The organism is Streptomyces sp. ADI95-17, assembly GCF_003846175.1.
Lineage (GTDB): Bacteria > Actinomycetota > Actinomycetes > Streptomycetales > Streptomycetaceae > Streptomyces > Streptomyces sanglieri.
Genome location: NZ_ML123048.1, coordinates 1 through 23,322 on the forward strand (window position 1 = coordinate 1; position 23,322 = coordinate 23,322).

The following is a 23,322-nucleotide window of genomic DNA, read 5'->3' on the forward strand; positions in this document are numbered from 1 at the left end:
TTCATTCGCGATCTTCATGCTCGAGCAGCTGACCGAACTGCTGATTGCCCAGGACGCCGAGCAGTTCCGCCTCACCGGCCGTACACCGGCCTACGCGGCCGACCATGTGTCCCGCAATCCGTTCCTGACCATTATGCGGCTCCTCGGACACCGCCGACCGGAGTCAACCATGCGCTACCTGACGTACAAGAGGAAGACGAATCTGCTGGTCGCGAGGGCTATCAGGGACTGGAACGAGCAGGACCGCACCTACGCGGACCTGGCCGCTCGCCACGCCTCCGGCTGGGTCGCCTGATGCCGCGCCGCGGAGAGCGCCGCCCCCAATCAGCTGCCGTTCCGCCGCGCCCCGCGACTGCACGCGCTGTTGACCGCATCGGAGTGCGGGAGCTGACACGGGTGAATCGGGGCCGGCTGACCGCCAGCCGGATCGATCCGGGCGACTACGACTGTCCGGTGCTGGCTGCACAGCTGGCCGACACCTGGCTCGACTACCACCACAAGGCGGCGTTGAAGAACAGCGACGGCTACTCGGGGGCGGTTCGCGCGTTCGCGAAGTTCGCAGGCCCGTATCTGATCGCGTCGGGCCTGGACCCGGCCGATGCCCGCCTGGACGATGACCGCATCGACCTCACCGAGGTCATCTACGCCTGGGAGAACGATCTCCTGGCGAAGTTTCCGCAGGACGCGGGACGGCCATGGCAGTTTGCCAGGGCCCTGCTGGTGCTGATCCACCACCGTGCTGAGCGGGATGCGAAGGTGCCTGACAAGCTCCGCAAACGCGCGGCAGCTCCCGCCAGCGCCCGCAAGGCCACCAGCCAACCGTTCGACGAGTTCTCCAACGCTGAACGCCTGGCCCTGAAGGGCGCGGCCCAGGAGGATCTCCGGGCTCTGGAGAAGCGGCTGACCCGGGGCAGAGAGCTCCTGGCGGCCGGCCGGGATCCGCGCGAGCACGGCTGGAGGGAACTGCCGAACCTGGTCTGGGCCGCTCGCCACCGCGTGCTGACCAGCGCCGATCTCCAAGCCGGCCTACCGGCTCACGCCAAGGACTGGCCCGAGGAACTGCTGGACGTACGCCCGTCCAGCAAGGGCGCCCTCGCCGGTCGCTACGGCCTCATGCGGGCCGCGAACGGGTTGCTGTTCCCGCAGGAGTTGGACCTGCACCCGTTCCGGGTGCTGCTGCTGCTCGCAATGCTCGACTGCACCACCGATGAACTGGCCGCGCTCCAAGTCCCAGACCTCGAGTTCAGCGCCCAGGGGGTGCGCGTTGTCCAGGTCAAGAATCGGGCTGAGCGGATCCGCGCCGACTACCACGTGATCGACCGGCCATTGGAGGAGGGCGAGAGCCTGGGAGAACTCGCCTACGAGGGCCGCGGCAAGTGGGACGTCGCCGGGCTGCTGCGGCGTCTGGTGAAGGCCACCGCGCTGACACGCGAGGTATTCGGCGGCGAGCCCTGGCTGTTCACCGCGGTGGAATCCGCCGAGAATCGCAGCACCATGGACGCCCGCTTTGCCCGGTTCGTTGATCCGGGGCGGCGTTTCACGCACTGGATCGCGTCACACATCGATGCGTCCGGTGCGTCCGTCCTGGACATCTCCGAGCCGCATGAAGCACGTCGTCTGCGCAAGACCGCGAAGACCACGCGGGTTGTCGCCCTGGGCGGCACCTTGTCCGACATGGCAGGAGACGACCACAGCATTCAGGTGTTCCAGGGGCACTACGCCCACGGCACCACCGCCCATGTCCTGGCCGGGGCGGCGATGAACCGCGCCCAGCAGCTCGTCTTCGACCGGCTTGCGGCCAAGCCGGTCCTGGTCACTCCCCAAGCGCAGCCCCGCTTGGGCGAGCCCGAGGTCGCCCAAGCGCTGGGCGTGGGCCCGGAGCTGGGAGCGGCGCTGAGCGCCGGTGAGCTGGACATGGGCGTGAGCAACTGCAAGAACCCCCTGGACTCCCCGCACAGCAGTCCAGGCAAGCTCTGCCATGTCGCGCCGGCGATGTGCATGATCTGCGGCAACGCCGTCGTGTTCGTCACCCAACTGCCGCAGCAACTGCTGTTGTCCGACCACATCGAGCAGATGCGCCTGACCCAGCCGCCCATGGTCTGGGAAGCCGTCTGGGGGCGCCAGGCCAAGGCCTTGGCCGAGGTGTTCGAGGAGTGTGCCGAACACCTGCCCGCGGCCCGTCAGGCGATCAAGGAACAGGACATCCGCCTCAACCTGCCTTTGGGCATGCGAACGGAGTACGACCGATGACCGCCCCCACTTCCGCTGCCGCTCCTGGCCGGCTGGCATCGCGCACCTTCGCCGACGACGAGCCGGTCTACACGGCCATGTCCGGGCAGCTCCCTGGAGTCGCGGGGCCGGTGTTCGGGCGTGTCGACGAGTGGCCCTGCGACTGCCTCAGGCGCCCGGCGAACCGAAAGCCGCATGAGTGGAAGTGCTCCTTTCCGCTCGACCCCGTCTGGAACCTGCGAGCGCGAGAGGTCGCGTTCTGCATGCTCAACCCTCACCACCGAGCACTGAGGGACGCGGGAATCTTCCCTGGCCGGAAGATCTGGAGTCCGGCCACAGCCCGCAAGGAGTGCATCTGCCTGGCTACCCTGGGCGCCTGGGCGGTCAAGGAAGGCATGCCGGATGACCTGCAGATGTGGGCGACCGAAGACTGGCAGGGATATATCGACCACCGTGCCTCGAGCACCGGGCCTGAGTCGGTACGCAGTGCGGTCGGCGCAGTACGGCGCTTGGTGCGGTACTCCGGAATTCTGACTGGCACCGGAGTGCTGGAGGACCCCTGGCCGGGAAAGACGGACAGCGAGGTGGCCAAGCTCGCGGCCAGCGACAACCTGTCCACGCCGTCGATTCCGCCGGAGGTCTGGTGGCCGCTGCTGCGGGCGGCCTGGGCCTACATCGACCGATTCTCCGCAGACATCCTGGATCGGCGAGACCGTGAGAGGGACCGGTTGACGATGCAGGATCCGTCGCCGCGTGGTCTGGGAGCGGGCAGCACCGACTCGCAGTTGCAGCAGTGGCTCGCTGATCCCGCGAACCTGGTCCCCCTCAACTCGTACGGCTCCCGGAGTCAATCGAAGGGGGCCCCGATATGGGCTCTGCTCAGCCGGAGCATCACGGGAGGCGCCAGCAAGAAGATCTTCGAGATCGGCCGCGCCAAACAGGGTGTGATGCGCCGGTCGGAGGTCCTGCGGATGATCGAGGAAACCGGCAGGGTCGAAACTCTGGATCCCCCGGAGGTCAGGCGGAGGGTTTCGCAGTTCCCTGCGCAGGTGTCGCTCAAGCGCTCGCGGCAGTCCCTGGACGACACGCTCCACAGGTGGCTGGCCGATCCGACCAACGTCATCCCCGTACATGCGAACGGATCGGTTGTGGACCGTGCGGGTGAGCCGGTGTGGTCCAGGTTGGAAGAGCTCGTGCTGGAAACGCCCGGGCAGATGAGCCTCTTCAACACCACAAGCCAGGCCAGCCAGCTTCGGCGCGAGGCCGTACTGCACGTCCTGGCGATGGGTACTCACCAGGTGGTGAGCTACGAACGGAAGCTGATCCTGGAGCTTCACATGCTCAGGGCAGCCTGCTACATCTTCGTCGCCGCGTTGAGCGCCATGCGCGACTCGGAGATTCAGGAGATCCAGCGCGGCGCACTCACTCAGCACTACGGTGCCCCGGCGATCGGCTCCCGCAAGGTGAAGGGAGACTCCTCGACGCCGAAAGAGAACTGGTGGATCATCGAGCCGGTCGCGCAGACCCTGGCGGTGGCCGAACGCCTGTCCTGGCACGACACCCACCTCTTCACAGCATTGGGCGCGGGACGCGTCGGTATCAAGGCGGTAGCCGACATCGACCTCTTCATCGCGCAGGTGAACGCCAACCGGCACCTCACCGGCCTGAAGGAGATACCGAGCGGGCGTGTCCGCCCGCACATGTTCCGCAGAACCATGTCAATCATCGCCAGTCAGCAGCCGGACGGTGAGATCGCCGTGGGCATTCAGCTCAAACACGCGGCGCGACGCGCTCTCGCGAACCGCTTGTCCGGGGCATACGGCCAGATCGATGCCAAGTGGGCGAAGGAGTTCGACACCGACCTGCAGACTGCGGCCGCCCGCAAGCTCGTAGGGCTCCTCAAGGCTCGCCGTAGCGGAGGGACCATCGCGGTGGGCCCCGGTGCCGCGCGCTTCCATGCCGGACTGGACAAGGTCAACGCCGCCATCGCCCAGACTCCGACACTGCGAGCCGAGATCGCTGACGAGCGGCTGGAGATCACTCTGCTGCGAGATGAGTTCGCGGACTTCCACCTGGGCACGGTCAACCACTGCATGTGGAACGCACCCACCGCAGAGTGCCAAAACCAGCTCCCGCCGGCCCAGCGCGGCCAAGCACCGCTGCTGGGAGCGTGCCAGCCCTCGCGGTGCCGCAACTCCGTCCTGACGCTGTCGCACGAACGGATCTGGCGGATGGAGGAGGCCGACCTGGTGGAGTTCCTGAAGAAGAAGCTCTCCAAGCCCCTGCGCGATCAGGCGTTGGCCAGGCTCGCGGAGGTCCGCTCCGCCACCCAACAGATCGATCGACTCAAGGAGAACGCCTGATGCCGGTGTCCGCCGCGACCGCCGACAAGCTGCGGGAGGCCATGGTCCGACTTCTGGCCGGAGAACCCCTGCACAGCGACGGCGCGTTGACGAAGGAGAATCTGGCCCGCGAGGCCCGGGTCAGCCACGCCACCGTCCACCGGGCCCAGGACATCCTGGCGGAATGGGACATCCAAGTTGCCCACCCCGTCCTGCGCACGCCGGGAGAGACCCGCCGCGATGAAACGATCGCCGAGCTGAAGAGCAAGCTCCGCAAGGCCAACGAGAGGGCTGGTGAGCTGCAGGGCAAACTCGACGCCCTCGCTACGGTGACCGCGAACCTCTATCGCGAAACCATCGAGCTGAAGAAGAAGGCAGCGCGCAAACCGGAGCAGAACCGACTCGGTCTCCTGCGCGGCGGCAACTCTGTGGAGACATGACCCGCGAACGAGTCAGCTCAAGAAGCGGGCGACGTGAACGTCAAGCAGGGTGCCGAATGCGTCTGCGGATGCGACCTGCGGGGCGTCGCACACGACGTTGTCGCCTGTCAGGGTGTCGAGGTCGGCCCAGCCTCCCCGATACAGGGTGATGTGCGCTTCGATTCCTACGGTGTTCGTGATGCGTACTCCAATCGAGTCCGGCTCGATGACCAGCGACCTGTCGGTTTGGAGGGGTTGGGGCCAGGAGGCAGTCTCGTCGCGCCAAGTCACGGATCCCACGGTCAGGCCGACTGTTTCCCAGCCGTGTCGGCGTTCAGTGATCTTCGCGGCTGCCTGGTCGAGGTCGATGATTCGCTCCATGGCGGAATAGTCGCTCACCGGCTCCGGTGGCATCCAGGAATTCCGAACGGCCGGCGACATCAACGGAACCCCTCCCGCTGATCAATGTCGACGGGGACCCCGCGAGTGCGCAGTCGGGCCATCAGGAATTCCATCTCCGGCAACGTCCCTTCCAGGCCGTCGCCGCTCAGTTCGCCGACCAGTTCCTGGGCCCGCGACAAGGAAACCGCCGAGACTTCCCTGAAGACCTTCAGGGCCGGAACGAGGCTTGGTAGCGGACCGGCGAGTCGCAGCCTGGCGGGTCCGTTCGCGGCGAGCAGGGCCTCTCGCACATCGTCGGGCGCCGTCCCCGGGCCTGAGTCCTCGCATATATAGGTGCTACAGGCTGCGCAGGAGAACTCGGAATCCGACCACAGGGCATCGTCGAGGATGAACTGGTTCACCTGCCGGACTGCCATGGCGCCGCAATCGCCGCAGCGTGTTGCGATCTTCGCTGTCTGACCGCGCACTCGGGCTCCCTGTTGTTCTGCTTCTGCTCGCAGGATCCTCTCGCGGTTGATGGTGTGAGCGCGACCGGATTCGGGCCGCTACAGCGCTGAGCATGGGACTGGGGCACACCCGCGCCACCGACGGCACGATGTGTCGGCGCCCGAATCACACCAGGACGACCTCGACGTCATGCTCTCCGATGATGTGCAGGATCAGCTCGAACAAGGTGGCCGGGTCACCCTGCACAGCCCGGTGTTCCACCAGCCGTGACCTGGCAACTTCGGCATACTGCCATTCCAGGGTGAACGGAGGCGCGGCACCCCAGCCGCCTCTGAGACAGTCATTCAAAGCGTCGAGGTTCCACCCGAAGTACCCCGCCGGGCCCGTTGACCGCCTCGCCGATCGCACAGTAGAAGCTGTCCACGTCGTGGACCTGCTGGCCGTCCAGCACGAAAACGCGGCCCGGCGCGATGTCCGAGCTCTTGCCGCGGCGCCGGTATTCGCTGGACCACAGGGCCACGGACAACCACGCACGCCGACCTTGCTGGTCCAGGGAGTGCCACAGGCCCTTCCGGTTCAGCTGCCCGGTTCGGATCAGCTCCCACATCCAATCGGAGCCGGGAAGCGTCTGGTCGCACCAGAGCTGCACGGTGACATCGACAAGGCCGGCACCAAGGGTCGAGGGCTTGGCGGCGATCGCGGTGACGTCGTTGACGAAGTAGGACCCCATCTCGACGCCTTCGGCATCCAGTAGGGCCAGGTCGGCGTTCCCCGCCCGGGCGCGGTGGCCGCCGACATGGTCAAGGGCGGCCAGCAGCCCGCCGCGAGGTGCGCACCCCAGCAGATCGACCTGCCGAAAGCCGTCCTCTGACACACAGAACAAGCCCCTGGCCTCGCGGGCGAAGCCCCAGAAGTCGCTACCACCGTCGTCACTGGCCAGGGAGTACTTGAACCCTGCCCCGGCACTTGCTGATCCCACCGCACCCCCCATGAGCTGCTGATCCTACCGAGCCCAGGACCGGGCGGAGCCGATGGATCGCCAGGTCACAGCAGGGAAAAATCTTTCGCTCAACGTGAGACACCATCGACCGCCTATCGGCGGATTCCCTGCAGATCCCCGAGGCGGATCCACTGAGACGACAGCGGCTCTGAGACAGGTGAACTGTTCCTAACGGAGGCCGGATCGAAACAGGCGAAGCTGCACCGGCGGCTGCCGTGCGGGAGCTGACGGAAGAGACCAGACTGACGGCGCGCATGGAGGACGCACATGTCGTCACGGTCCTTCACGACGACCGGCTGGACGTGCGCCGTATCACCGCCGTGGTCCGCCTTACCGGCTGGGGCGGTGACCTCGGTCTGCCCGAACCGCACCGCTTCGTGCGATGGGAGTGGCACGACCTGCCCACTCTGACGACCTTGGGGAAGATCTTTGCGCCCAGCGCCCAGGCCCTGAACGCAGTGTGGCCCGGAATCCTGCCGGGACTTCCACCCGTCCACTCCTACGTGTGCGCCGCCACCGTCCCGCCGGTTCCCGGCGAGCCGGCCGAGGCCGTCCGGCTGCGCGGCCGGATGGCAGACATCGTGACCGGCAACAACTGGGCGCCCTCCCCGCGAGTCCAGGCCGCGCTGCGCGAGGTGCCCCGGCACCGGTTCGTTCCCGAAGCTCCACTGGAGACGGCCTACCACGACGACCTCGCCGTGGTGACGGTCCGGGATTCGTCCCGGACCGCACTCAGTTCCGTCTCGGCGGCTTGGCTGCAGGCCCACATGATCGAGGAACTCCGGCTGGAGCCGGGAACGACCGTGCTTGAGGTCGGATCCGGCGGGTACAACGCGGAGCTCCTCGCGCACGTTGTCGGGAGACGCGGCCGCGTGGTGACCGTGGACAACATCGACCCGCATGTGGTGCACCGCACGCAGCGGCTGTGCGCGGAAGCCGGAAGCGGCCGGGTCACCGCCCTCCTCGGTGACGGTGGTCTCGGCGCACCCGGCCACGTCCCCGCCCGGGGGTTCGACGGGGTGGTGATCACCCACAGCACGGCGGACATCGCGCCGTCGTGGCGGGAACAGTTCGCCGAGGGAGCGCGACTGGTCGTGCCGCTGGAGATGGGCGGCTACACCCGCACGCTCACTTTGGTCCGGCGTGGAGACGTACTGCACGCAGAGCACTGGACGTACTGCGGATTCGTGCGGGACCGTGGTGCCGCCGCCCGCACCGCTCCCGCCGTCCCTCTGGCCGGCGGCGAGGTCACCGTGCGGTGGGAGGACGGGCCGCCCGGCGACACCGCCGGGCTCGATGAGGCGCTGCGCGGGCCCCGTCACGAGCTCACCACCGGCCTCGTGGTCCGGGGTACCTTCAATTTCGAGACCCTGCAGGTCTACGCCGCGACCACACTGCCGGGGTTCTGCCGCCTGACCGCCCCCGAGGGGGCGACGCCAGTGGCGCAGCAGGACGCGGCCGCGATGTTGGGGGACGGCTCCCTCGCCTACCTGACTCATCGCGTGGTCGAGGACGCCCCGGATCCGGCCGACCGGCTGACCGAGTTCTTCATCCACGCCCACGGCCCGGCCGCCGACGAGCTGGCAAAGCGCTTTGCCGACTGCGTGCGCACCTGGGACCAGAAGGTGCGCGAGAGCGGCTACCCACCGATGACCGTCCACCCGGCCGGAACGCCCGACGAGCAGTTGCCGGTTGGTGATGTGCTCGACAAGCCCTTCGCGAGGCTCGTCTTCCAGTGGCCCGGCCGCGTTCCGGACGGGACGCCGGACCGGCTCGCGGCGGGCGGTGAGCATGCCTGACTCCCACGAGTTCATCGCCGCGAAGTCCGGGCCACCCGACGGCGACGAGGCCGCGATCGGTGGGCCGCCCGCCTGCCAGCTGAACCGCCCCTGACGAGAGAGAGCCCGCCCGTGACATCCTCACCCCGTGTTGTGCCGTCCCTGCTCGGTGTGTTCGGACACCCCGACGACGAGAGCCTCCTCGCCGGCGGCGTGCTCGCCCAGCTCGCCGCCGGACATGCGCGCACCGCTGTGGTCACCATGACGTGGGCGCCCGGGAGCCCGCGGGCCACCGAACTCGCCGATGCGCTACGCGTGCTCGGCGCGGGCGTACCACGCATGCTCGGATACGGCGACGCCCGCCACCCGCATGCGGCTCCCGGCCGACCCCGGCTCGTCGACGCACCGTTGGAAGAGGTGACCGCCGCCCTGGTACGCCAGATCCGGTCTCTTCGTCCCGATATCGTCGTGACGCATGACGCCGTGGGCCAGCCGTCCGTTCACCCCGACCACCGCTACACCCACCAGGTGACCCTGCTCGCGGTGAACGCCGCCGGGCATGGCCAGTTGTACCCGGACACCGGCCCGCTGTGGCAGCCGGCCGCCCTCTACCTCGCGACCCACCCCGACTCGGGCACCGGGAACCTCGGCGAACTGCTGCGCCGCGCCAGTAAATCGGTACTGAGTGTGCCCGACGGGCTCGTCAGCGCGACTGTGGACGTACGGCCGTGGATGGCCTGCAAGTGGGCCGCGATCCTGGCTCATCGCAGCCAGGTAGAGCGGGAGCGGCCGCTGCCAGGAATCTTGTCTCGGCTCCCGGAGGAGATCCGTCACCGTGTCATCGACACCGAGTACTACACCCTCATCAGCCTCGTCCAATCCCCCGGCATGACGCGGCTTGCGACCTGACCGCGCCACGTCGGCGGCGGTGCACCAGCCTCGCCGCCCCTTCCAGGGGTCGCCCGCGTCAGCGTGTTGCCCCCGTTGTCCGCACAGAAGGAGCCCCTTGATGGATGCCTCGCAGATCCACGATCCGGCCCAGTGGCTGCCCGAATCGGGTGCGGGAACCGTCGTCATCGAGCACCGTGTCGACGACCTCGGCGCGGGGCGTCTGCCGGTCCCTGTCACCCACGGTCCAACCCACATCATGCTGGACGCCGAACGCGCTGCCCTGGCCGCCCTGCACGGCAACTGTTTGACCGCCGCGTCCGTCCACGCCGTCCACGGCCCAGCGGCCAAAAGCGTGACCGTGCACGCCGTCGTCCTCGACCCGGCCGGCGGCACCCCGATCCGAGCTACCACCTCGGGCCCCGCCATCCACGCAACCCGCGCCGGGCGACTCGCGGGCCAGCGGTTCCTCGACGTGGGCCCAACCACCCTCCCGAGCGGCCCGTCATGACAGGACACACAGCTCTGCGGGAGCGCCCGGCGGTGTTCGCGCCGCCCCCTCCCCCTGGCACGCGCAGGCTCCCCGCCCCATGAGCCGGCACACGGTACGGCGGCTGACCTCTGCCGGTCGGCCACCCATCGTCTAACCCCCGCCCGTCATTCCAGTCACACGCTCAATCACACCAATGCCTCGCCCCACCAACCCAACAGACGGGAGCACAAGTGAATAGCCCCACGCACGGTGACGCAGCCGCGGAACCTGAGCAGCCGAAGACGTCCCAGGAGGAGTACGCCCGGTCACGGCACGCTGTCTGGTTGGGCACAGCCGCGCTCATGACTGACGAACTGGGGCGCGTCCTGCTGGTGAAACCGACCTACCGCAGGCAATGGCTGCTGCCTGGTGGCGGTGCCGAGCCGGGAGAAGGCCCCGGGCAGGTCTTCCGTCGCGAAGTACACGAAGAACTCGGGCTGCTGAGAACTCCCGGGGAGGTGCTGGCCGTGAACTGGGTCGCCCCCGGGCATCCGGACGTCGCTGCGAACCTGCCGTTTCCCGGCGAGGTGCGCTACGTGCTCGACGGCGGAACCCTCACCGAGCAGGACATCGAAGCCCTCCGCCTGCCCGCAGACGAACTGCACGGATACAAGTTCCTCGACTCCCGGGCAGCAGCCGAGCGGATGATCCCCGTGGACGCACAGCTCATGCTGGCCGCGCTGCGCGCCCGCCTGTCCGGCACCACTGCCCATCTCGACGGCGGCAGGCACGTGGGGGCGGTGCCACCGCTGGACCTGCACGAGGTACATACACGGCCCCGGAACGGGCGCGACTGGCCGTGGCACCCAGACCGGGTTCCCGACCGGCTCCCAGTCCCTCAGGCCTGGGGCTGGCTCTTCGCGCCCGACGGCCGGGTTGTCCTGGTGATCGACCCTGCTGATCCGCTGGCCATGCTGCCTGGCGGCACGGTCGAGGCCACAGACGCATCCCCGGAAGCCGCGCTGGTGCGCGAGGCCGTCGAAGAGGCGCAGCTGACCCTGGCTCCGGGAAGGGTTGAACGGCTGGGGTGGGTCTATGACTCGACCGGTGATGTCTACGGCGGCATCGGCGAGTGCGCTCGGCTGCGACTGGCCGCGCCGGTCACGGGAGTCGGCCCGTCCACGATCGACCCTGCCAGCGGCCGCCGGTTCGCCCGGCTTCTGGCCACCCCCGAGCAGGCCGCCGCTCTGCTCGGCTGGGGCGACCAGGGTTACCAACAGGCGGCCCGAGCCGCCCGCCTCGCCCACGAACGATGGGGCATCCCGCTCGCAGCGCCGTCCCCATCACGGAAATCCCCGGCGAGGGAATCGGATGGTGAACAGCACCACGTTCGTCCGGTGCAGCATCAGTTCGGCCACGCGAGAACGCTCAATACCGTCAGCTGACCGGACTGGCCCGGGGCCACGGTTGGCACCCGCCCACCCCGACCACCCCGCCCACCGAAAGAGGTTGTGCCCGCCGTGACGTCGTTTCTCTGTCTCCCCCACGCCGCACGGCTCGACCTGCTCGAACAGCTGACCCGGACCGCGCTGAGCGAGTACTACGGACTCGGCGGTGGCGCCGCACGGATGGAGGTCCAGCAGTACGAACACAACGCCGCCCGGCGCGTCACCGCGCCAGGCCGCACTTCCTACGTAGCCCGCCTGTCCGTCCGTGTCGGCAACCCCGCCCACCAGCAGCGCAGCGAGATGCGGTGGCTGGAAAGGAGTTCGACCGGCCGGTCCGGGAAAGGGGAATTCGGCGCGTACGAGGAGTTCGCCCGCGCCTTCCCGGCCGGCTACACCCAGGTACGCCCCCTGCCCACCAACTGGGCCCGGCTCCTGGAGCCCTACCTGCTGTTGTCGCGACGTCTTCATCCTCGACTTCGTCACCACAGCAGCCCCCGTCAACGCCGACGTCGCCTCGTGGGGACCACGCCGCATCGCCGGCATCGTGGCAAGCATGCAGGCCCATGTGGCAGGGCGCCCCTGCCCCGTCCGGCTCGCCCCGGTCTGGCCCGGACAACATGACGGGCGGGCCTGACCGTGACGGAACCGCCGGTCTGGGGGAGGTGGCAGACCCGGTTACTGCAGAGCCACCGGGCTGCCGAGCAGAGCGCTGGGAAGGTAGCCCGAAAGGACTCCCAGCTCCCACTCGTGCAACTGAACCGCCAGGGCTGCCACGGCAGCCACGCCGACCGGCAGCAGCGTCCGGGGAGAGGGATCGGCCCCCACGCTGTCCCGATGCTCGACGAGCCGGGTGACGAGTGCTCGCTCGAAGGTGGGCTGGTCGTCGTCGAGGAGCACGCGCAGGAGCTGCTGGTCCGGTGTCAGGTGGCCAGCTGCGTCCAGTCGGCGGGCCACCTCGGCCCGTTCGACGGGGTCCGGCTTACGCAGAGGCACCGCGGGCCAGTCGCGCGGCAGGTGTCCGCTGGCCTCGGTCAGGTACTCGCACAGCGCATCCATGGCGGCGAGGTCCGCCGGTTGCGAGGTCGAGGTCAGCGTCGAGTACGGAACGCCCTCGCGGATCGCGGGCTCAAGCACCACGAACACCGCGACGGCCTGATGCCTGACATGAAGAAGGGGGCCGAAGGACAAGCCGCTCCGCACGCGGAGCGGTACGACGTACACCTACGAGGTCTCCGGGTAGCGCCCTGCCGGGAATCGGGCTGGGCAGATCCGGTCCGGCTGTGCGCGATGGGCGCTGTGGTTGACAGCAGCCTTTCGCCTTTCCCCCGGATGAGTTGAGTACGAGCGCTCAGGCGCGCCGTCCGGATCCGCTCGTAGCGTCCAGCCCATGCACATAGATCATGCTGATCGCGGCTCAGTACGCCGGGCGGGCATCACAGCGGTGGCTTCCTGCCTGCCGGACCTCGAAGTGACGTCGGAGGCCTTGCAGCAGCGACTCGTCGCAGCCTCCGGGGTGCCGCTGCCCGCGCGGGCAATCGAACGAGTCACCGGCATCACCGCGCGCCGGGCGGCCTCAGACGACGAGTACGCCTCGACCCTTGCGGTGCGGGCCGCCTGGACCGCGCTGGACAGGGCCGGGCTCGCCCCGTACGACGTGGACCTGCTGGTCTTCGCCTCCGCAACCCGGGACGTAGTCGAACCTGCGACTGCCCACATCGTGCAGGCCGAACTGGGCTCCCGGGCGCACGCGCTGGACGTGGCCAACGCGTGCAACAGCTTCGTCAACGGCATCGACACGGCGCGGGCCATGATCCTCGCCGGCCGCGCCCGGCGGGCACTGGTGGTCACCGGGGAGACCCCGAGCCGCGCGGTGCGGCACGAGCCGACCGGCCCCGGCCAGCTCCGGGACGGGTTCGCCGGCTACACCTTCGGCGACGCGGGAGCCGCGGTCGTCCTGGAGGCGGTGGAGCGAGGCGGCATCCTCGACGTGGACACTGAGACGTACTCCGAGCACTGGCCGGTCGGGGGTATCTTCGGCGGCGGTTCGCGCCACCCGCGTGGGGACGAGTACACGTACTTCCACGGTGATGGCAGCGAGTTGCGCGAGGTTTTCGAGAAGGTCGGCACGTCGGTGCTCGACCGGATGCGGCAGCGTACCGGACTGGCGTGGGAGGACTTCCGGCACATCCTGGTGCACCAGGTCACCGTTCCGTACCTGGAGCGGTTCGTGGAGCTCACCGGCGTCCCCCGGGACCGGCTCGTCGTCACGGTCCCCGAGCTCGGCAACATGGCCAGTGCCACGCTCGGCGTGCAACTCGATCTCGTCCACGAGCGCCTGTGCCCGGGCGACCGGGTCCTGTTCGTCGGCCTGGGCGGCGGCGTGAGCATCATGACGATGGTCTGGGAGAAGGCATGAGCGCGCTGTGGGTGGTGGTGCCCGCGCACCAGGAGGCCACCCGGATCAACGCCACGCTGGACGCGCTCGCGGACCAGCACGATCGCGACTTCACCCTCGTCGTCGTGGACAACGCCTCCAGCGACAACACCGCCGAGGCCGCCCAGGACTTCGCCTCCCGGGCCCCCTTCCCCGTCCACGTCCTCCACGAATCGGAGAAGGGCGTGGGCTGCGCCGTCGACACCGGCTTCCGGTACGCGATCGAGCACGGTGCGACGCTGCTGGCCCGCACCGACGCCGACTGCCTGCCGCACCCCGGCTGGACGGCCGGTGCCCGCGACGCCCTGCGACACGGTGCGGGTCTGGTGTGCGGACGCATCGACGCACGCCGCGACGAGCACGGGCCGCTCGGGCGGGCTGTCTTCCGCGCGCTGGTCCGCATCGCCGCGTTCTTCGGCCGGATACGCCCCGCCCACCACCGCCGCCACGGCTACCCCGCCCCCTACCGGATGCATGCCGGCAACAACATGGCCGTCACCGCCACCCTGTACGAAGCTGTCGGCGGGATGCCGCGCCGCCCTTCCCCCACCGACCGCCTCTTCCTGAACCGGGTACGCCGCCACACCACCGCCATCGTCCACGCCCGCGACATGGTCGTGGAGAACTCCACCCGCCGACTGCGCGCCTACGGCCTCGTCGGCACCGCCCGCTGGTACCTCGACAAAGGGCCGGGCCGTCACGGAGAGGACCCGCGCTGATGCTCGAAACCCTCACCCACACGCTGCGGCGCCGCCCCGACCGGCCCGCGGTCCTCGGCACCACCCGCACCGGGGCCGTACGCACCAAGGCCACGTTCGGGGACCTGGCCCACCTCGCCGACCGCTACACCGCCGCCCTGCATGCCCGCGGCACCGTACGCGGCAGTACCGTCGGCGTCGCCATCCGGCCCGGGCCCCGGGCCCTGGCCGTGATGCTCGCCGTGCACCGGCTCGGTGCCCGGGCCGCGGTGCTCGATCCGGGCGCAGGGCCGGACGTGCTGCGCGCGCGGCTCGCGCTGGCCCGTCCCGGCATCGTCCTCGCCGACGCCACCGCCCAGGCGGTCGCCGGGTGGGCCCGGCCACTCGCCCGCCGTGCCCGCCTGGCCCTGCCGGACCTCGCGGAGCTGGGCCCGGTGGCCACGGTCGGGCCGCGGCTGCCCGGTTGCGCCCCCGCCCTGGACGCTGATGTCCGGGCCGTGCCTCTGCCGCCCCCGGTGGACGAGGACGGCGACGCAGTCATCGTGTTCACCTCGGGCACCACGTCACTGCCCCGCGCGGTGGTCCACACCCGCTCCTCGCTCGCCGCCGGCATGACCACGGTGGCCGATCTGGTACGGCCCGAGGCCGGGCGGCCTGTCCTCGGCGGCACCTTCTTCGTCCTCGTACCGTCCCTGGCGAGCGGAGCGCCGGTCGCACTGCCCGCCCGCTCACCGCGCGTGCTGGCCCGGCAGCTGCGACGGCTCGCCCCGCAGGCCACCTACCTGACACCGCCGCAGATCCGGCAGGTGCTGGCGGAGGGCAGCCGGTTCTCCGGGCGCGTGTGGACCGGATCGGCTCCCGCGAGCGCCGACCTTCTCACCCGCGTCAAGGACGCGGGCGCCGAGGAGGCGTGGGGCGTCTACGCGCTGACCGAGCTGTTCCCCGCCGCAGCGGTCGAGCAGGCCGACAAGGCCGCCTTCACCGGCGAGGGGGATCTGGTCGGCGAGCCCCTTCCCGGGGTAGTGGCCAAGACCGGCGGGTCCGGTGAGCTGCTGCTGTCAGGCCCGGCCGCACGGGACCGCTATCTGGGCGAGGACCCGGACATGTGGGTTGCCACCGGCGACCGGGCACGCCTCGATGCCGGCCGGATCGTGCTGGAGGGCCGCCACAAGGACATGGTCCTGCGGCGTGCGGAGAACATCTACCCGGGGCTGTACGAGCCGTCGTTGCACGTTCCAGGCATCGAACTGGCGGTCCTCGTGGGCGTACCGGCCGGTGACGGCGACGAGCGTCTGGTCGCCGTCGTGCAGCCGAGCCCCGGGGCGGACCGCGATACGCTGCGGGCCGCCCTGGCCGGGCCGCTGGAGCGCATGGGGTCCGCCCGCCCGGACGCTGTGCTGCTCGCCGGCATCCCGCTGTCCGGTCGTTCCCTGAAGCCCGACCGTGCGGCCGTCGCCCGCCTCGCCGCCCGGCGCCTGGCAGAGCGGAGCCGGGGATGACCGCGCCCGGCAGTGTGGGGCCGTTGTGGGCCGTGGTGCCCGCCTACAACGAGGAGGCCGGGATCGGGGCCACCCTTGCCGCTCTTGCCTCCCAGGCCGACACCGGCTTCGTCCTGGTCGTCGTCGACAACGCCTCCACCGACGCGACCGCCCGCATCGTGCGTCGCTTCGCCGCCACGGCACCGTTCCCTGTGCACCTCGTCCACGAGGAGCAGCGGGGCACCGGGGCCGCCGCCGACACGGGGTTCCGGTACGCCGTCGCGCACGGCGCCGAACTGCTTGTGCGCACGGACGCCGACTGCCTGCCCGCCGCCGACTGGATCGCCGCGGCACGCGGGGAGTTCGCCCGCGGGACGGAGATGGCCTGTGGTCGCAGCCTTCCGCGCCTCGACGAGGATCCCTCGTTCGCCGAGCGTCATCTGCTCCCGGCGATCGTCAGGGTGACCGCGCTGTACGGGCGCTACCGCGCGGCGCACCGGCACCCGCGATTCCGCGCTCCGTACATGCTGTGCCACGGTCACAACCTCGCCGTCACGGCCGCACTGTATCTGCGTTGCGGGGGCACGCCCCGCACGCCGCTGGAGGGACCGCCCGAGGACGTCGTCCTCCTCAACCGGGCGCGCGAGCACAGCGGCCGGATCGCACGGTCCGAGCAGATGGTGGTGCACACCAGCCTGCGCCGCCTGCGGGCCTGGGGTGCCCGCCGGACCCTGCTGTGGTGCTGGGACCGCCGCTACCGGCCCACCGATCCGAAGCAGGTGCACATCAGGTGACCACGGTTCCCACCGGATCCGCCCTCCGCGCCGCCCGGCGGCGCGACCGGCGCGTGTACACCCACTCCCACCCCGTGCTGTTCGGCCTCCTCGCCGCCACCCGCCACCGCGCTGTCACCCGCGTCGGCGGCACGGTGCTGGTACATGGCAGCGAGCCCTACCGGCAGGCACTCACCCGGATTCCGCTGGACCGCACCGCCGCCGGCACCACCGGCGGCGCCGCCCGGGAACTGTCCACGGGCGGCACGCTGTTCGACCAGGAAGGAACCGGCCACCGCACCACCCGGCGCGCCGTCGCCGACGATCTCGGCGCGGCGGGAGTGGAACGGCTGCGCCCGGTGTGGCTGGACGTCCTGGACCGCCGGCTCGCCCCGCTCGGCGCGGGCCGCGACGTCGACCTCGTACCGCTGGCCCGTGAACTGGCCGGGACCACCGTCTGCGCGCTGCTGGGCACGACCGGCGACCCGGAGACCATCGCCGAGGCCGCCGCCTCGGCAGCGGCCGCCGCCGTACGTGACCACCTGCCCGGCCCCCGGCCTCCTGGCACCGCGCGGGCGGCCGCCGCGGCGACAGCGCGGCTGGAGGCGCTGCTCGCACCGGCCTCCGGCACGGCAGCGGACACGGCTCTGCGGGCCATGCTCGCGGTCGCCGCCGTCAACACCACCGTCGCAGCCCTTCCCCGCGCCGTCGCCTGGTGCGCCGACGCCCAGCTTTGGCACCATGCGGCGGACGACCGCCTGCGCCCGGCCCTGGTGGGCGAACTGCTGCGGGTGATCGCCCCGTCCCCGCTGCTGCCCCGCGTGGCAGCAGCGGCCGCAGACCTCGGCGGCTGCCCGGTCCGGGCCGGGGACCGTCTGATCCTGGTGGCCCGTCACGCCGCACGGGCCCACTGCGAACCGCCGGACGCCCTGCACCCCGCGCCGCCGACGGTGGCCCAGCTCGTCTTCGGAGCCGGCAGCCACGCCTGTCCCGGCGCACGCCTGGCCCGCGCGCAACTGGACGACGCCCTCGCCGCGCTCGCCCCTCACTGCCCCACCGTCCTGCGCGCCCGCGTCAACCGGGGCGCGGCCCTGCCCGGATGGCGCTCCCTCACCGTCCGGGCGACCAGCAACCATCGATCCCCGGAGAACCGATGACCACGATCGCTGTCACCGGGGCGAGCGGCTTCTGCGGCTCGTACGTCGCCGTCACGGCCGCCGCCCGTGGCGACGATGTCCTGTGCGTCGGACGACGCCCCGGCCCGGTGGGCCGGCATGTGCCGTGGGACGCTGCGTGCGAGGTGCCGGACCTGTCCGGCGCGGACCTCGTCGTGCACTGCGCGGCCGCCGTCGGCGACCCGGTGCCCGGCTCCCCGGCCGAGGCCGCCATGCACGCCGTCAACGTCGACGGCACGGCCCGGCTGCTGGAGGCCGCCGCCGGCCGGCCGGTGGTGTGGGTGAGCAGCGCCAGCGTCTACGCACCCAGCCAACGTTCCCGGATCACCGAGGAACACCCGGTGGGCGGACACCTGAACGCCTACGGCCGGACCAAGGCGGCTGGTGAGGCGCTGGCGCTCGCCGCCGGTGCCGTGGTCCTGCGGCCACGGGCGGTCTACGGGGCAGAGGACCCGCACCTGGTGCCCCGACTGCTGGCCCGCGTCCGCCGCGGACTGCTCATGCTGCCGGGGCCGAGTGTCCGCCTCAGCCTGACGGCCGTCGAGAACCTCACCGACGCCTGCCTCATGGCAACCTCATGGCCACCAGGCGCCTACAACATCGCCGACCCTGCACCGTACGACCGCGACGAGGCCATCCACGCGGTCCTGCACGCCCACGGCGTACGCGCTCGGATCGTGCATCTTCCACCTGCGCTCGCCCGTGCCGCGGCGAACGCGGTCCAGTCAGTGTCCCGTCTTCGACCGCGCTCGGAACCCCTTCTCACCCGCTACGCCGTCGATCAACTGGCACGGCCCGTCGTACTGGACGTGTCCCGGGCACTTGAGCGGGGATGGGAGCCGCGGGACACGCTCGGCGATCCTGCCCTCCGACCGGCCGATCCCGTTCCACGATGAGCGGGGGCTCGCCCTGACCATCGGACTGAACACCCTCCTCGGAGAGCGGTCGTCCTTCCGCGTCCGCCTCTGATGGGGGCCCTCGGCATGACGGATCCTGATGGAGTGTGAGCAGCCGGTCGAACGCGCCGACCAGATCGCGAGCCTGGGCATCAGCTGGCGGACGGCTGGGACGGGCGGGCCGTTCGCGGTGTGCTCACTGTGGCGCTCGCAGGTCTGTCCAAAGAGCACGGGGCCGGAGCGACATCGCGGTGGACGCCCTGCGCGCGGCGTCAGGGTGCTCCGCATCGGTTTCTGCCGGCACCCGGCTTTCGGAAACTGTTGTTCTCCCGAGTGTTCTCCCGAGCATCTGGTCGCACGGCGCTCGGCGCACACGGACTGGACCTTCTGGTACTGCTCGTCGATGTCCGACTACCGGGCGGCACTCCCACCGGTCCGGAAACGCCGCCGCCACCGGCGCCCGGCCGCAAGCCGCGCTGAGCTCCATCGAAGCGGTCCGGGTCAAGTCCAGCACCTGGGCCGAGCGCTCGCTCCGCCCGGCGCGGGTTCCTCTTCGAGCCGCGCTGTGTTGAGGCCCCGGGGGCGCGGTCGGTGGAGTCGCGTGTGCGGCCGATTCGGCCACGAGACCGGGATCACAGATGTGCCGGGACTCCGCATGGGGGACTGTCCCCCATATCCTCGGCCCCCTGACCGGTGAGGTAGGGGGCGCACGGAGCGCCGCGGCGTCGGAGGGCGACCGGTCGCGGCCGGATCGGCGGCGTGCGCGCGGCTGAGAGGGCGACCGGGTGCCGTCCGGCCGAGGGGCGTACGGGCGGGTGGTCGGCCCAGTGGGTATATGGGGGCACGCACGACGCACCATGGGGGACGCACGCGACCCCGGCCGCCACTGCGCGGCCCTGTCCGCCGTGCCTGCTCGGCGTGCGCTCCGGCTGCGGGAGTCCGGCCCGTCGAAGCGCGGGAACCATCCGTGGGGGTGCCCTCGCCCGCCCCACGCGACGTCGTCCCGAAGGAACTTGGGGGATCACCCCGCATCCGCCGTCGCTGCGGCACCCGCTCTACTGGTGTCCGGCCGGCGGATCTCCTCGGTGACGTCCCGAGAGAGCGCTGCCGGTCCGAACTCGACTCGTGTCCCACAGTCAACAGGTGCCGTACGACAAGACATACAGGAGCGCACGACATGCGGACCTCTCTGGGTATCGACTCCGTTGCACGGAGTGTGTACATCTCGATGGTCGACCGGCCCGGCGCGGAGGTGGCCGAACTGGCCGCGCAACTGAAGGAGTCCGAGGAAACGGTCCGGGGCGGGCTGGAGCGGCTGTCCGCCCTGCTGCTGGTCGTTCCGGGGGATTCCGCCAGCGGCTGGCGGCCGATCGATCCGGAGGTCGGGCTGGCAGCGATGCTCACCCGGCAGCAGGAGGAACTGGCCCGCCACCGGCTCCAGGTGGAGGGCAGCCGACTGGAGGTGACACGGCTGCTGTCGGAGCGTGGGCACGGTGGCCGGGAGAGCGTTCCGGACGTCAAGTGGCTGGCCGGCGCGGACGCCGTGTGGCGGCACATCACCTTTCTCGCCGGTGAGTGCGCCACCGAATGGCTGACCGTCGGACCGGCCGAGCGGCCGGACGCGGCGGCCTTCGAGGCCGGTCACTCGCTGGACGAAATCCTGCGGCGGCACGGTACGCCCGCTCGCGCCATCGTGCTGGAGAGCGTCCGCAACGACCCCGAGGCGACGGAGCGCCTGCGCCGGAACGAGGAGTGCGGCGGAGCCGTCCGCACCCTGCCGTCGCTGCCGGTGTGGATGATCGTCTCCGACCGCAGGCACGCCGTCGTGCCGGTCACTAGCGGCCGCAGCGTGGTCGGCGCGATGGCGTGCGGCGTCGAGTCGGTCACGGAGGCCTTCGCGACCCTGTTCGCCCGGCTGTGGAAGGAAGCCCTGCCGCTCGCGGAGGCACGCCCCCGTACCCGCGGCAACCTCTCCCTCCAGGAGCAGCACGTGCTCCGGCTGTGGGCGCAAGGGCTCACGGACGCGGCGGCGGCCCGCCGCATGGACGTCTCGCTGCGCACGGTGCGCCGGCTCTCGGAGAAGCTGACCGACCGGTTCGGTGCCCAGAGCCGGTTTCAGCTCGGCGCCCTCGCGCTCGCCAGCGGCGGCATCCGCGCCGAGGACATGGCCTGAACCGTCCCGCCCGGCGTACGGGCCGTGGAGGGGCCGCACCTCGGCGACGAGGTCCGGCCCCTTCATGGTGTGTGTCACCGGGTGCGGTCATCCGGCCGGCGCGAACTGCGCTGTGATCGCCGCCATCATCAGGTCGGCGATGCCCTGGGCGAGTTGCGCCGGTGTGGGCGAGTCGAACACGGCTCGCACCGGCACATCGACCCGCAGCGACTTCCGCAGCCGGGAGGCCACTTGCGTGGCGAGCAGCGAATGCCCGCCCAGTTGGAAGAAGTTGTCGTGCACGCCGACGCGCTCGATGCCCAGCAGCTCCTGCCACACGGCGGTGACGGTCCGCTCGACGGCGTTGCGCGGCGCCGTGTACTCCCTCCCCAGATCCGGCCGCTGGTGGTCCGGCACCGGCAGGGCCGCCCGGTCCACCTTGCCGTTGGCGGTCAGCGGAAGGCGCTCCAGCGTGACGAACGCCGCCGGGATCATGTAGTCGGGCAGGAACCGCCCCAGGTGGGCGTGGAGATCCGCGGTGCTCGGCGCGTCCGCGCCGGTGGCCACGAGATACGCCACGAGCCGCTTGTCGCCGGGCGTGTCCTCGCGGACGATCACACTGACCTCGCCGATGCCGGGGTGGGTCAGCAATGTGGACTCGACCTCGCCGAGCTCGATGCGGTTGCCGCGGATCTTCACCTGATTGTCGATCCGCCGCAGGAAATCGAGCTGCCCGTCCGCTCGCCACCGCACCAGGTCACCGGTGCGGTAGACCCGGGTGCTCACCCCTTCGGCCTCGTACGCGGTGAACCTCTCCTCGGTCAGTTCCGGCCTGCCCCAATAGCCGCGGGCCACCGGCACGCCCCCGATGAGGAGTTCGCCGGGCACCCCGACCGGCACCGGCCTGCCGTGCTGGTCCACCACGAACACCAGGCTGTTGGGGATGGGCCGGCCGATCGGCGGGACCCCGTCGCCGGGTTCGACCACCGTCGAGGTGGCGAGGACCGTGGTCTCGGTGGGTCCGTAGTTGTTGACCACGCGGAACGGCAGCTTCGCCGACGGTCCCATCCGCAGCCGGTCACCGCCGGTCAGCACGTAGTCGAGGGTGCTGTCCGCCGGCCACGGCAGCGCCGCCAGGGCCTCCAGCATCGGCGTGGACAGGAATGTGGCGTGGACGCGCTGCTCGCACAGCCAGTCCCGCAGCAGATGCGGGGTGAGCCGGACGGTCTCGGTGGTGACGCAGCAGGTCGCGCCGCGGGTCAGGCCGAGCCACAGCTCCCACGCCGCCGCGTCGAACCCGACCCCGGCCAGCAGCGCGAGGCGCTGCCCGGGTTCCAGCCCGTACTCCCGCGCCGCCCAGTGCACCAGATTGACCAGGCTGCGGTGCTCGACCTGGACGCCCTTGGGGCGGCCGGTGGAACCGCTGGTGTAGATCAGGTAGGCAAGGTGGTGCGGTGCGGCAGTCGGGCGGGGATCGGTGACCGGCTCGCCGGCCAGCGTCGCGGTGTCCTCGTCGAGCAGCAGCAGCGGTACGTCCGAGGGCAGCCGGCCGGTGTGCGCGGAGTCGGTGAGGACGACCGGGGTCGCGGTGTCCCGCACCATGTACGCCAGCCGCTCCGCCGGACAGTCCGGATCCAGCGGTACATACGGCGCCCCCGCCTTCAGGACGCCCAGCACGGCCGTCACCAGATCGGGGCCACGCTCCAGGCACACCGCGACCGGCATGTCCGGCCGCACTCCGTACCGAATGCGCAGGTGGTGGGCGATCCGGTTGGCGCGCGCGTTCAGCTGGCCGTAGGTCAGCGTGCCCTGCGGCCCCTCGACGGCCACCGTGTCCGGCTGTTGTGCCGCCCGCTCCTCGAACAGGCCGTGCAGCGTGGCGGTGTCCGGGAAGGCGGCCGCGGTGTCGTTCCACTCGACCACCGTCCGCCGCCCTTCCTCGGCGGTGAGCAGGCACAGCCGGGACAGCCGTGCCGCGGGCTCGCGGGCCACCGTCTCCAGCAGTGTGCCCAGGTGGCCGGCCAGCCGGGCGACCGTGTCCCGTTCGAAGAGGTCCGTCCGGTACTCCAGGGCGCCGCGCAGTCCGCCGTCCGCGTCCTCCGACATCATCAGGGTGAGGTCGAACTTGGCGTCCGGCAGCGTGACCGTGAACGGCTCCACGTCCAGCCCCGGAAGGCTCCAGCCATGCTCGTCCGGGGTGTTCTGGAGGACGAACATCGTCTGGAACAGGGGGTTTCGGGACGGGTCGCGGTCGGGGGCGAGTTCCTCCACGAGGCGTTCGAAGGGCAGAC

Annotated in this window: 19 protein-coding genes and 2 pseudogenes; 16 read left to right on the forward strand and 5 right to left on the reverse strand. The window is 70.7% G+C overall.

Annotated features, from left to right (window positions below; all coding sequences use genetic code 11):
* The 4 genes and pseudogenes from EES42_RS23210 to EES42_RS23225 form a co-directional block, all read left to right on the forward strand.
* A pseudogene (locus EES42_RS23210) lies at positions 1-295 on the forward strand (recombinase XerD); the annotation flags it as partial.
* A gap of 83 nt (positions 296-378) precedes the next feature.
* Positions 379-2,250: a hypothetical protein gene (locus tag EES42_RS23215; protein WP_124720205.1), complete on the forward strand. Its 1,872-nt coding sequence runs from the start codon at positions 379-381 to the stop codon at positions 2,248-2,250.
* Entirely contained in the window at positions 2,247-4,592 is a 2,346-nt protein-coding gene (locus tag EES42_RS23220; protein ID WP_124720206.1) for a hypothetical protein, read from the forward strand. The genes EES42_RS23215 and EES42_RS23220 overlap by 4 nt, the downstream gene beginning before the upstream one ends.
* Positions 4,592-5,011, forward strand: coding sequence for a hypothetical protein (locus tag EES42_RS23225; RefSeq protein ID WP_206433551.1), 420 nt, complete (start codon positions 4,592-4,594; stop codon positions 5,009-5,011). Before EES42_RS23220 ends, EES42_RS23225 begins: the two co-directional genes overlap by 1 nt.
* A gap of 12 nt (positions 5,012-5,023) precedes the next feature.
* On the opposite strand, the gene EES42_RS23230 is transcribed toward EES42_RS23225, so the two are convergent.
* From EES42_RS23230 to EES42_RS23240, 3 genes are all read right to left on the reverse strand, one after another.
* A complete protein-coding gene (locus EES42_RS23230; protein WP_124720207.1) occupies positions 5,024-5,371 on the reverse strand; it encodes a hypothetical protein in 348 nt (115 codons plus the stop codon).
* Positions 5,372-5,430: 59 nt separating this feature from the next.
* Positions 5,431-5,859 (reverse strand): hypothetical protein, encoded by a 429-nt coding sequence (locus EES42_RS23235; protein WP_124720208.1) that lies wholly within the window; start codon positions 5,857-5,859, stop codon positions 5,431-5,433.
* A gap of 320 nt (positions 5,860-6,179) precedes the next feature.
* Positions 6,180-6,818, reverse strand: coding sequence for a barstar family protein (locus tag EES42_RS23240; protein WP_241196543.1), 639 nt, complete (start codon positions 6,816-6,818; stop codon positions 6,180-6,182).
* A 203-nt stretch (positions 6,819-7,021) separates the two neighbouring features.
* Between EES42_RS23240 and fxlM the strand changes: the two genes are divergently transcribed.
* The 5 genes from fxlM to EES42_RS23265 all read left to right on the forward strand — a co-directional run bounded on the left by fxlM (position 7,022) and on the right by EES42_RS23265 (position 12,046).
* Positions 7,022-8,638: a methyltransferase, FxLD system gene (fxlM, locus tag EES42_RS23245; RefSeq protein ID WP_323138569.1), complete on the forward strand. Its 1,617-nt coding sequence runs from the start codon at positions 7,022-7,024 to the stop codon at positions 8,636-8,638.
* Positions 8,639-8,749: 111 nt separating this feature from the next.
* The gene (locus tag EES42_RS23250; RefSeq protein ID WP_241196544.1) at positions 8,750-9,526 is read left to right on the forward strand and encodes a PIG-L deacetylase family protein; all 777 of its coding nucleotides are present in this window, start codon (positions 8,750-8,752) and stop codon (positions 9,524-9,526) included.
* Between the two features lie 100 nt (positions 9,527-9,626).
* Positions 9,627-10,016 (forward strand): hypothetical protein, encoded by a 390-nt coding sequence (locus EES42_RS23255; protein ID WP_124720209.1) that lies wholly within the window; start codon positions 9,627-9,629, stop codon positions 10,014-10,016.
* Between the two features lie 305 nt (positions 10,017-10,321).
* On the forward strand, positions 10,322-11,422 hold the full coding sequence (locus tag EES42_RS23260) for an NUDIX domain-containing protein (RefSeq protein ID WP_241196545.1): 1,101 nt from the start codon (positions 10,322-10,324) through the stop codon (positions 11,420-11,422).
* 75 nt (positions 11,423-11,497) lie between these two features.
* Entirely contained in the window at positions 11,498-12,046 is a 549-nt protein-coding gene (locus EES42_RS23265) for a hypothetical protein (protein WP_124720210.1), read from the forward strand.
* 54 nt (positions 12,047-12,100) lie between these two features.
* Here EES42_RS23265 and EES42_RS23270 read toward each other — a convergent pair.
* Positions 12,101-12,550: pseudogene (locus tag EES42_RS23270) on the reverse strand (Imm49 family immunity protein); the annotation flags it as partial.
* Between the two features lie 262 nt (positions 12,551-12,812).
* On the opposite strand from EES42_RS23270, the gene EES42_RS23275 reads away from it, so the two are divergent.
* The 7 genes from EES42_RS23275 to EES42_RS23305 all read left to right on the forward strand — a co-directional run bounded on the left by EES42_RS23275 (position 12,813) and on the right by EES42_RS23305 (position 21,052).
* The gene (locus EES42_RS23275) at positions 12,813-13,841 is read left to right on the forward strand and encodes a 3-oxoacyl-ACP synthase III family protein (RefSeq protein ID WP_124720212.1); all 1,029 of its coding nucleotides are present in this window, start codon (positions 12,813-12,815) and stop codon (positions 13,839-13,841) included.
* Complete coding sequence (locus EES42_RS23280; RefSeq protein ID WP_124720213.1) at positions 13,838-14,578, forward strand: glycosyltransferase family 2 protein; 741 nt, start codon at positions 13,838-13,840, stop codon at positions 14,576-14,578. The genes EES42_RS23275 and EES42_RS23280 overlap by 4 nt, the downstream gene beginning before the upstream one ends.
* A complete protein-coding gene (locus tag EES42_RS23285) occupies positions 14,578-16,056 on the forward strand; it encodes a class I adenylate-forming enzyme family protein (protein WP_124720214.1) in 1,479 nt (492 codons plus the stop codon). The genes EES42_RS23280 and EES42_RS23285 overlap by 1 nt, the downstream gene beginning before the upstream one ends.
* Positions 16,053-16,829, forward strand: a complete 777-nt coding sequence (locus EES42_RS23290; protein ID WP_124720215.1) for a glycosyltransferase family 2 protein — start codon at positions 16,053-16,055, stop codon at positions 16,827-16,829. Before EES42_RS23285 ends, EES42_RS23290 begins: the two co-directional genes overlap by 4 nt.
* Entirely contained in the window at positions 16,826-17,965 is a 1,140-nt protein-coding gene (locus tag EES42_RS23295) for a cytochrome P450 (protein ID WP_124720216.1), read from the forward strand. The genes EES42_RS23290 and EES42_RS23295 overlap by 4 nt, the downstream gene beginning before the upstream one ends.
* Complete coding sequence (locus EES42_RS23300) at positions 17,962-18,879, forward strand: NAD-dependent epimerase/dehydratase family protein (RefSeq protein ID WP_124720217.1); 918 nt, start codon at positions 17,962-17,964, stop codon at positions 18,877-18,879. The genes EES42_RS23295 and EES42_RS23300 overlap by 4 nt, the downstream gene beginning before the upstream one ends.
* Before the next feature lie 1,177 nt (positions 18,880-20,056).
* The gene (locus EES42_RS23305) at positions 20,057-21,052 is read left to right on the forward strand and encodes a helix-turn-helix domain-containing protein (RefSeq protein ID WP_241196546.1); all 996 of its coding nucleotides are present in this window, start codon (positions 20,057-20,059) and stop codon (positions 21,050-21,052) included.
* Positions 21,053-21,139: 87 nt separating this feature from the next.
* On the opposite strand, the gene EES42_RS23310 is transcribed toward EES42_RS23305, so the two are convergent.
* Positions 21,140-23,322: non-ribosomal peptide synthetase (locus EES42_RS23310; protein WP_124720842.1), on the reverse strand; the 2,183-nt coding region annotated here is incomplete at its 5' end.

What these genes read in the sequence shown, in the direction of transcription:
- EES42_RS23220 (WP_124720206.1), top strand. Translation starts at nt 2,247, where the DNA reads ATGACCGCCCCCACTTCCGCTGCCGCTCCTGGCCGGCTGGCATCGCGC.
- EES42_RS23225 (WP_206433551.1), top strand. Translation starts at nt 4,592, where the DNA reads ATGCCGGTGTCCGCCGCGACCGCCGACAAGCTGCGGGAGGCCATGGTC.
- EES42_RS23230 (WP_124720207.1), bottom strand. Translation starts at nt 5,371, where the DNA reads ATGGAGCGAATCATCGACCTCGACCAGGCAGCCGCGAAGATCACTGAA.
- EES42_RS23255 (WP_124720209.1), top strand. Translation starts at nt 9,627, where the DNA reads ATGGATGCCTCGCAGATCCACGATCCGGCCCAGTGGCTGCCCGAATCG.
- EES42_RS23275 (WP_124720212.1), top strand. Translation starts at nt 12,813, where the DNA reads ATGCACATAGATCATGCTGATCGCGGCTCAGTACGCCGGGCGGGCATC.
- EES42_RS23280 (WP_124720213.1), top strand. Translation starts at nt 13,838, where the DNA reads ATGAGCGCGCTGTGGGTGGTGGTGCCCGCGCACCAGGAGGCCACCCGG.
- EES42_RS23285 (WP_124720214.1), top strand. Translation starts at nt 14,578, where the DNA reads ATGCTCGAAACCCTCACCCACACGCTGCGGCGCCGCCCCGACCGGCCC.
- EES42_RS23290 (WP_124720215.1), top strand. Translation starts at nt 16,053, where the DNA reads ATGACCGCGCCCGGCAGTGTGGGGCCGTTGTGGGCCGTGGTGCCCGCC.
- EES42_RS23300 (WP_124720217.1), top strand. Translation starts at nt 17,962, where the DNA reads ATGACCACGATCGCTGTCACCGGGGCGAGCGGCTTCTGCGGCTCGTAC.
- EES42_RS23305 (WP_241196546.1), top strand. Translation starts at nt 20,057, where the DNA reads ATGCGGACCTCTCTGGGTATCGACTCCGTTGCACGGAGTGTGTACATC.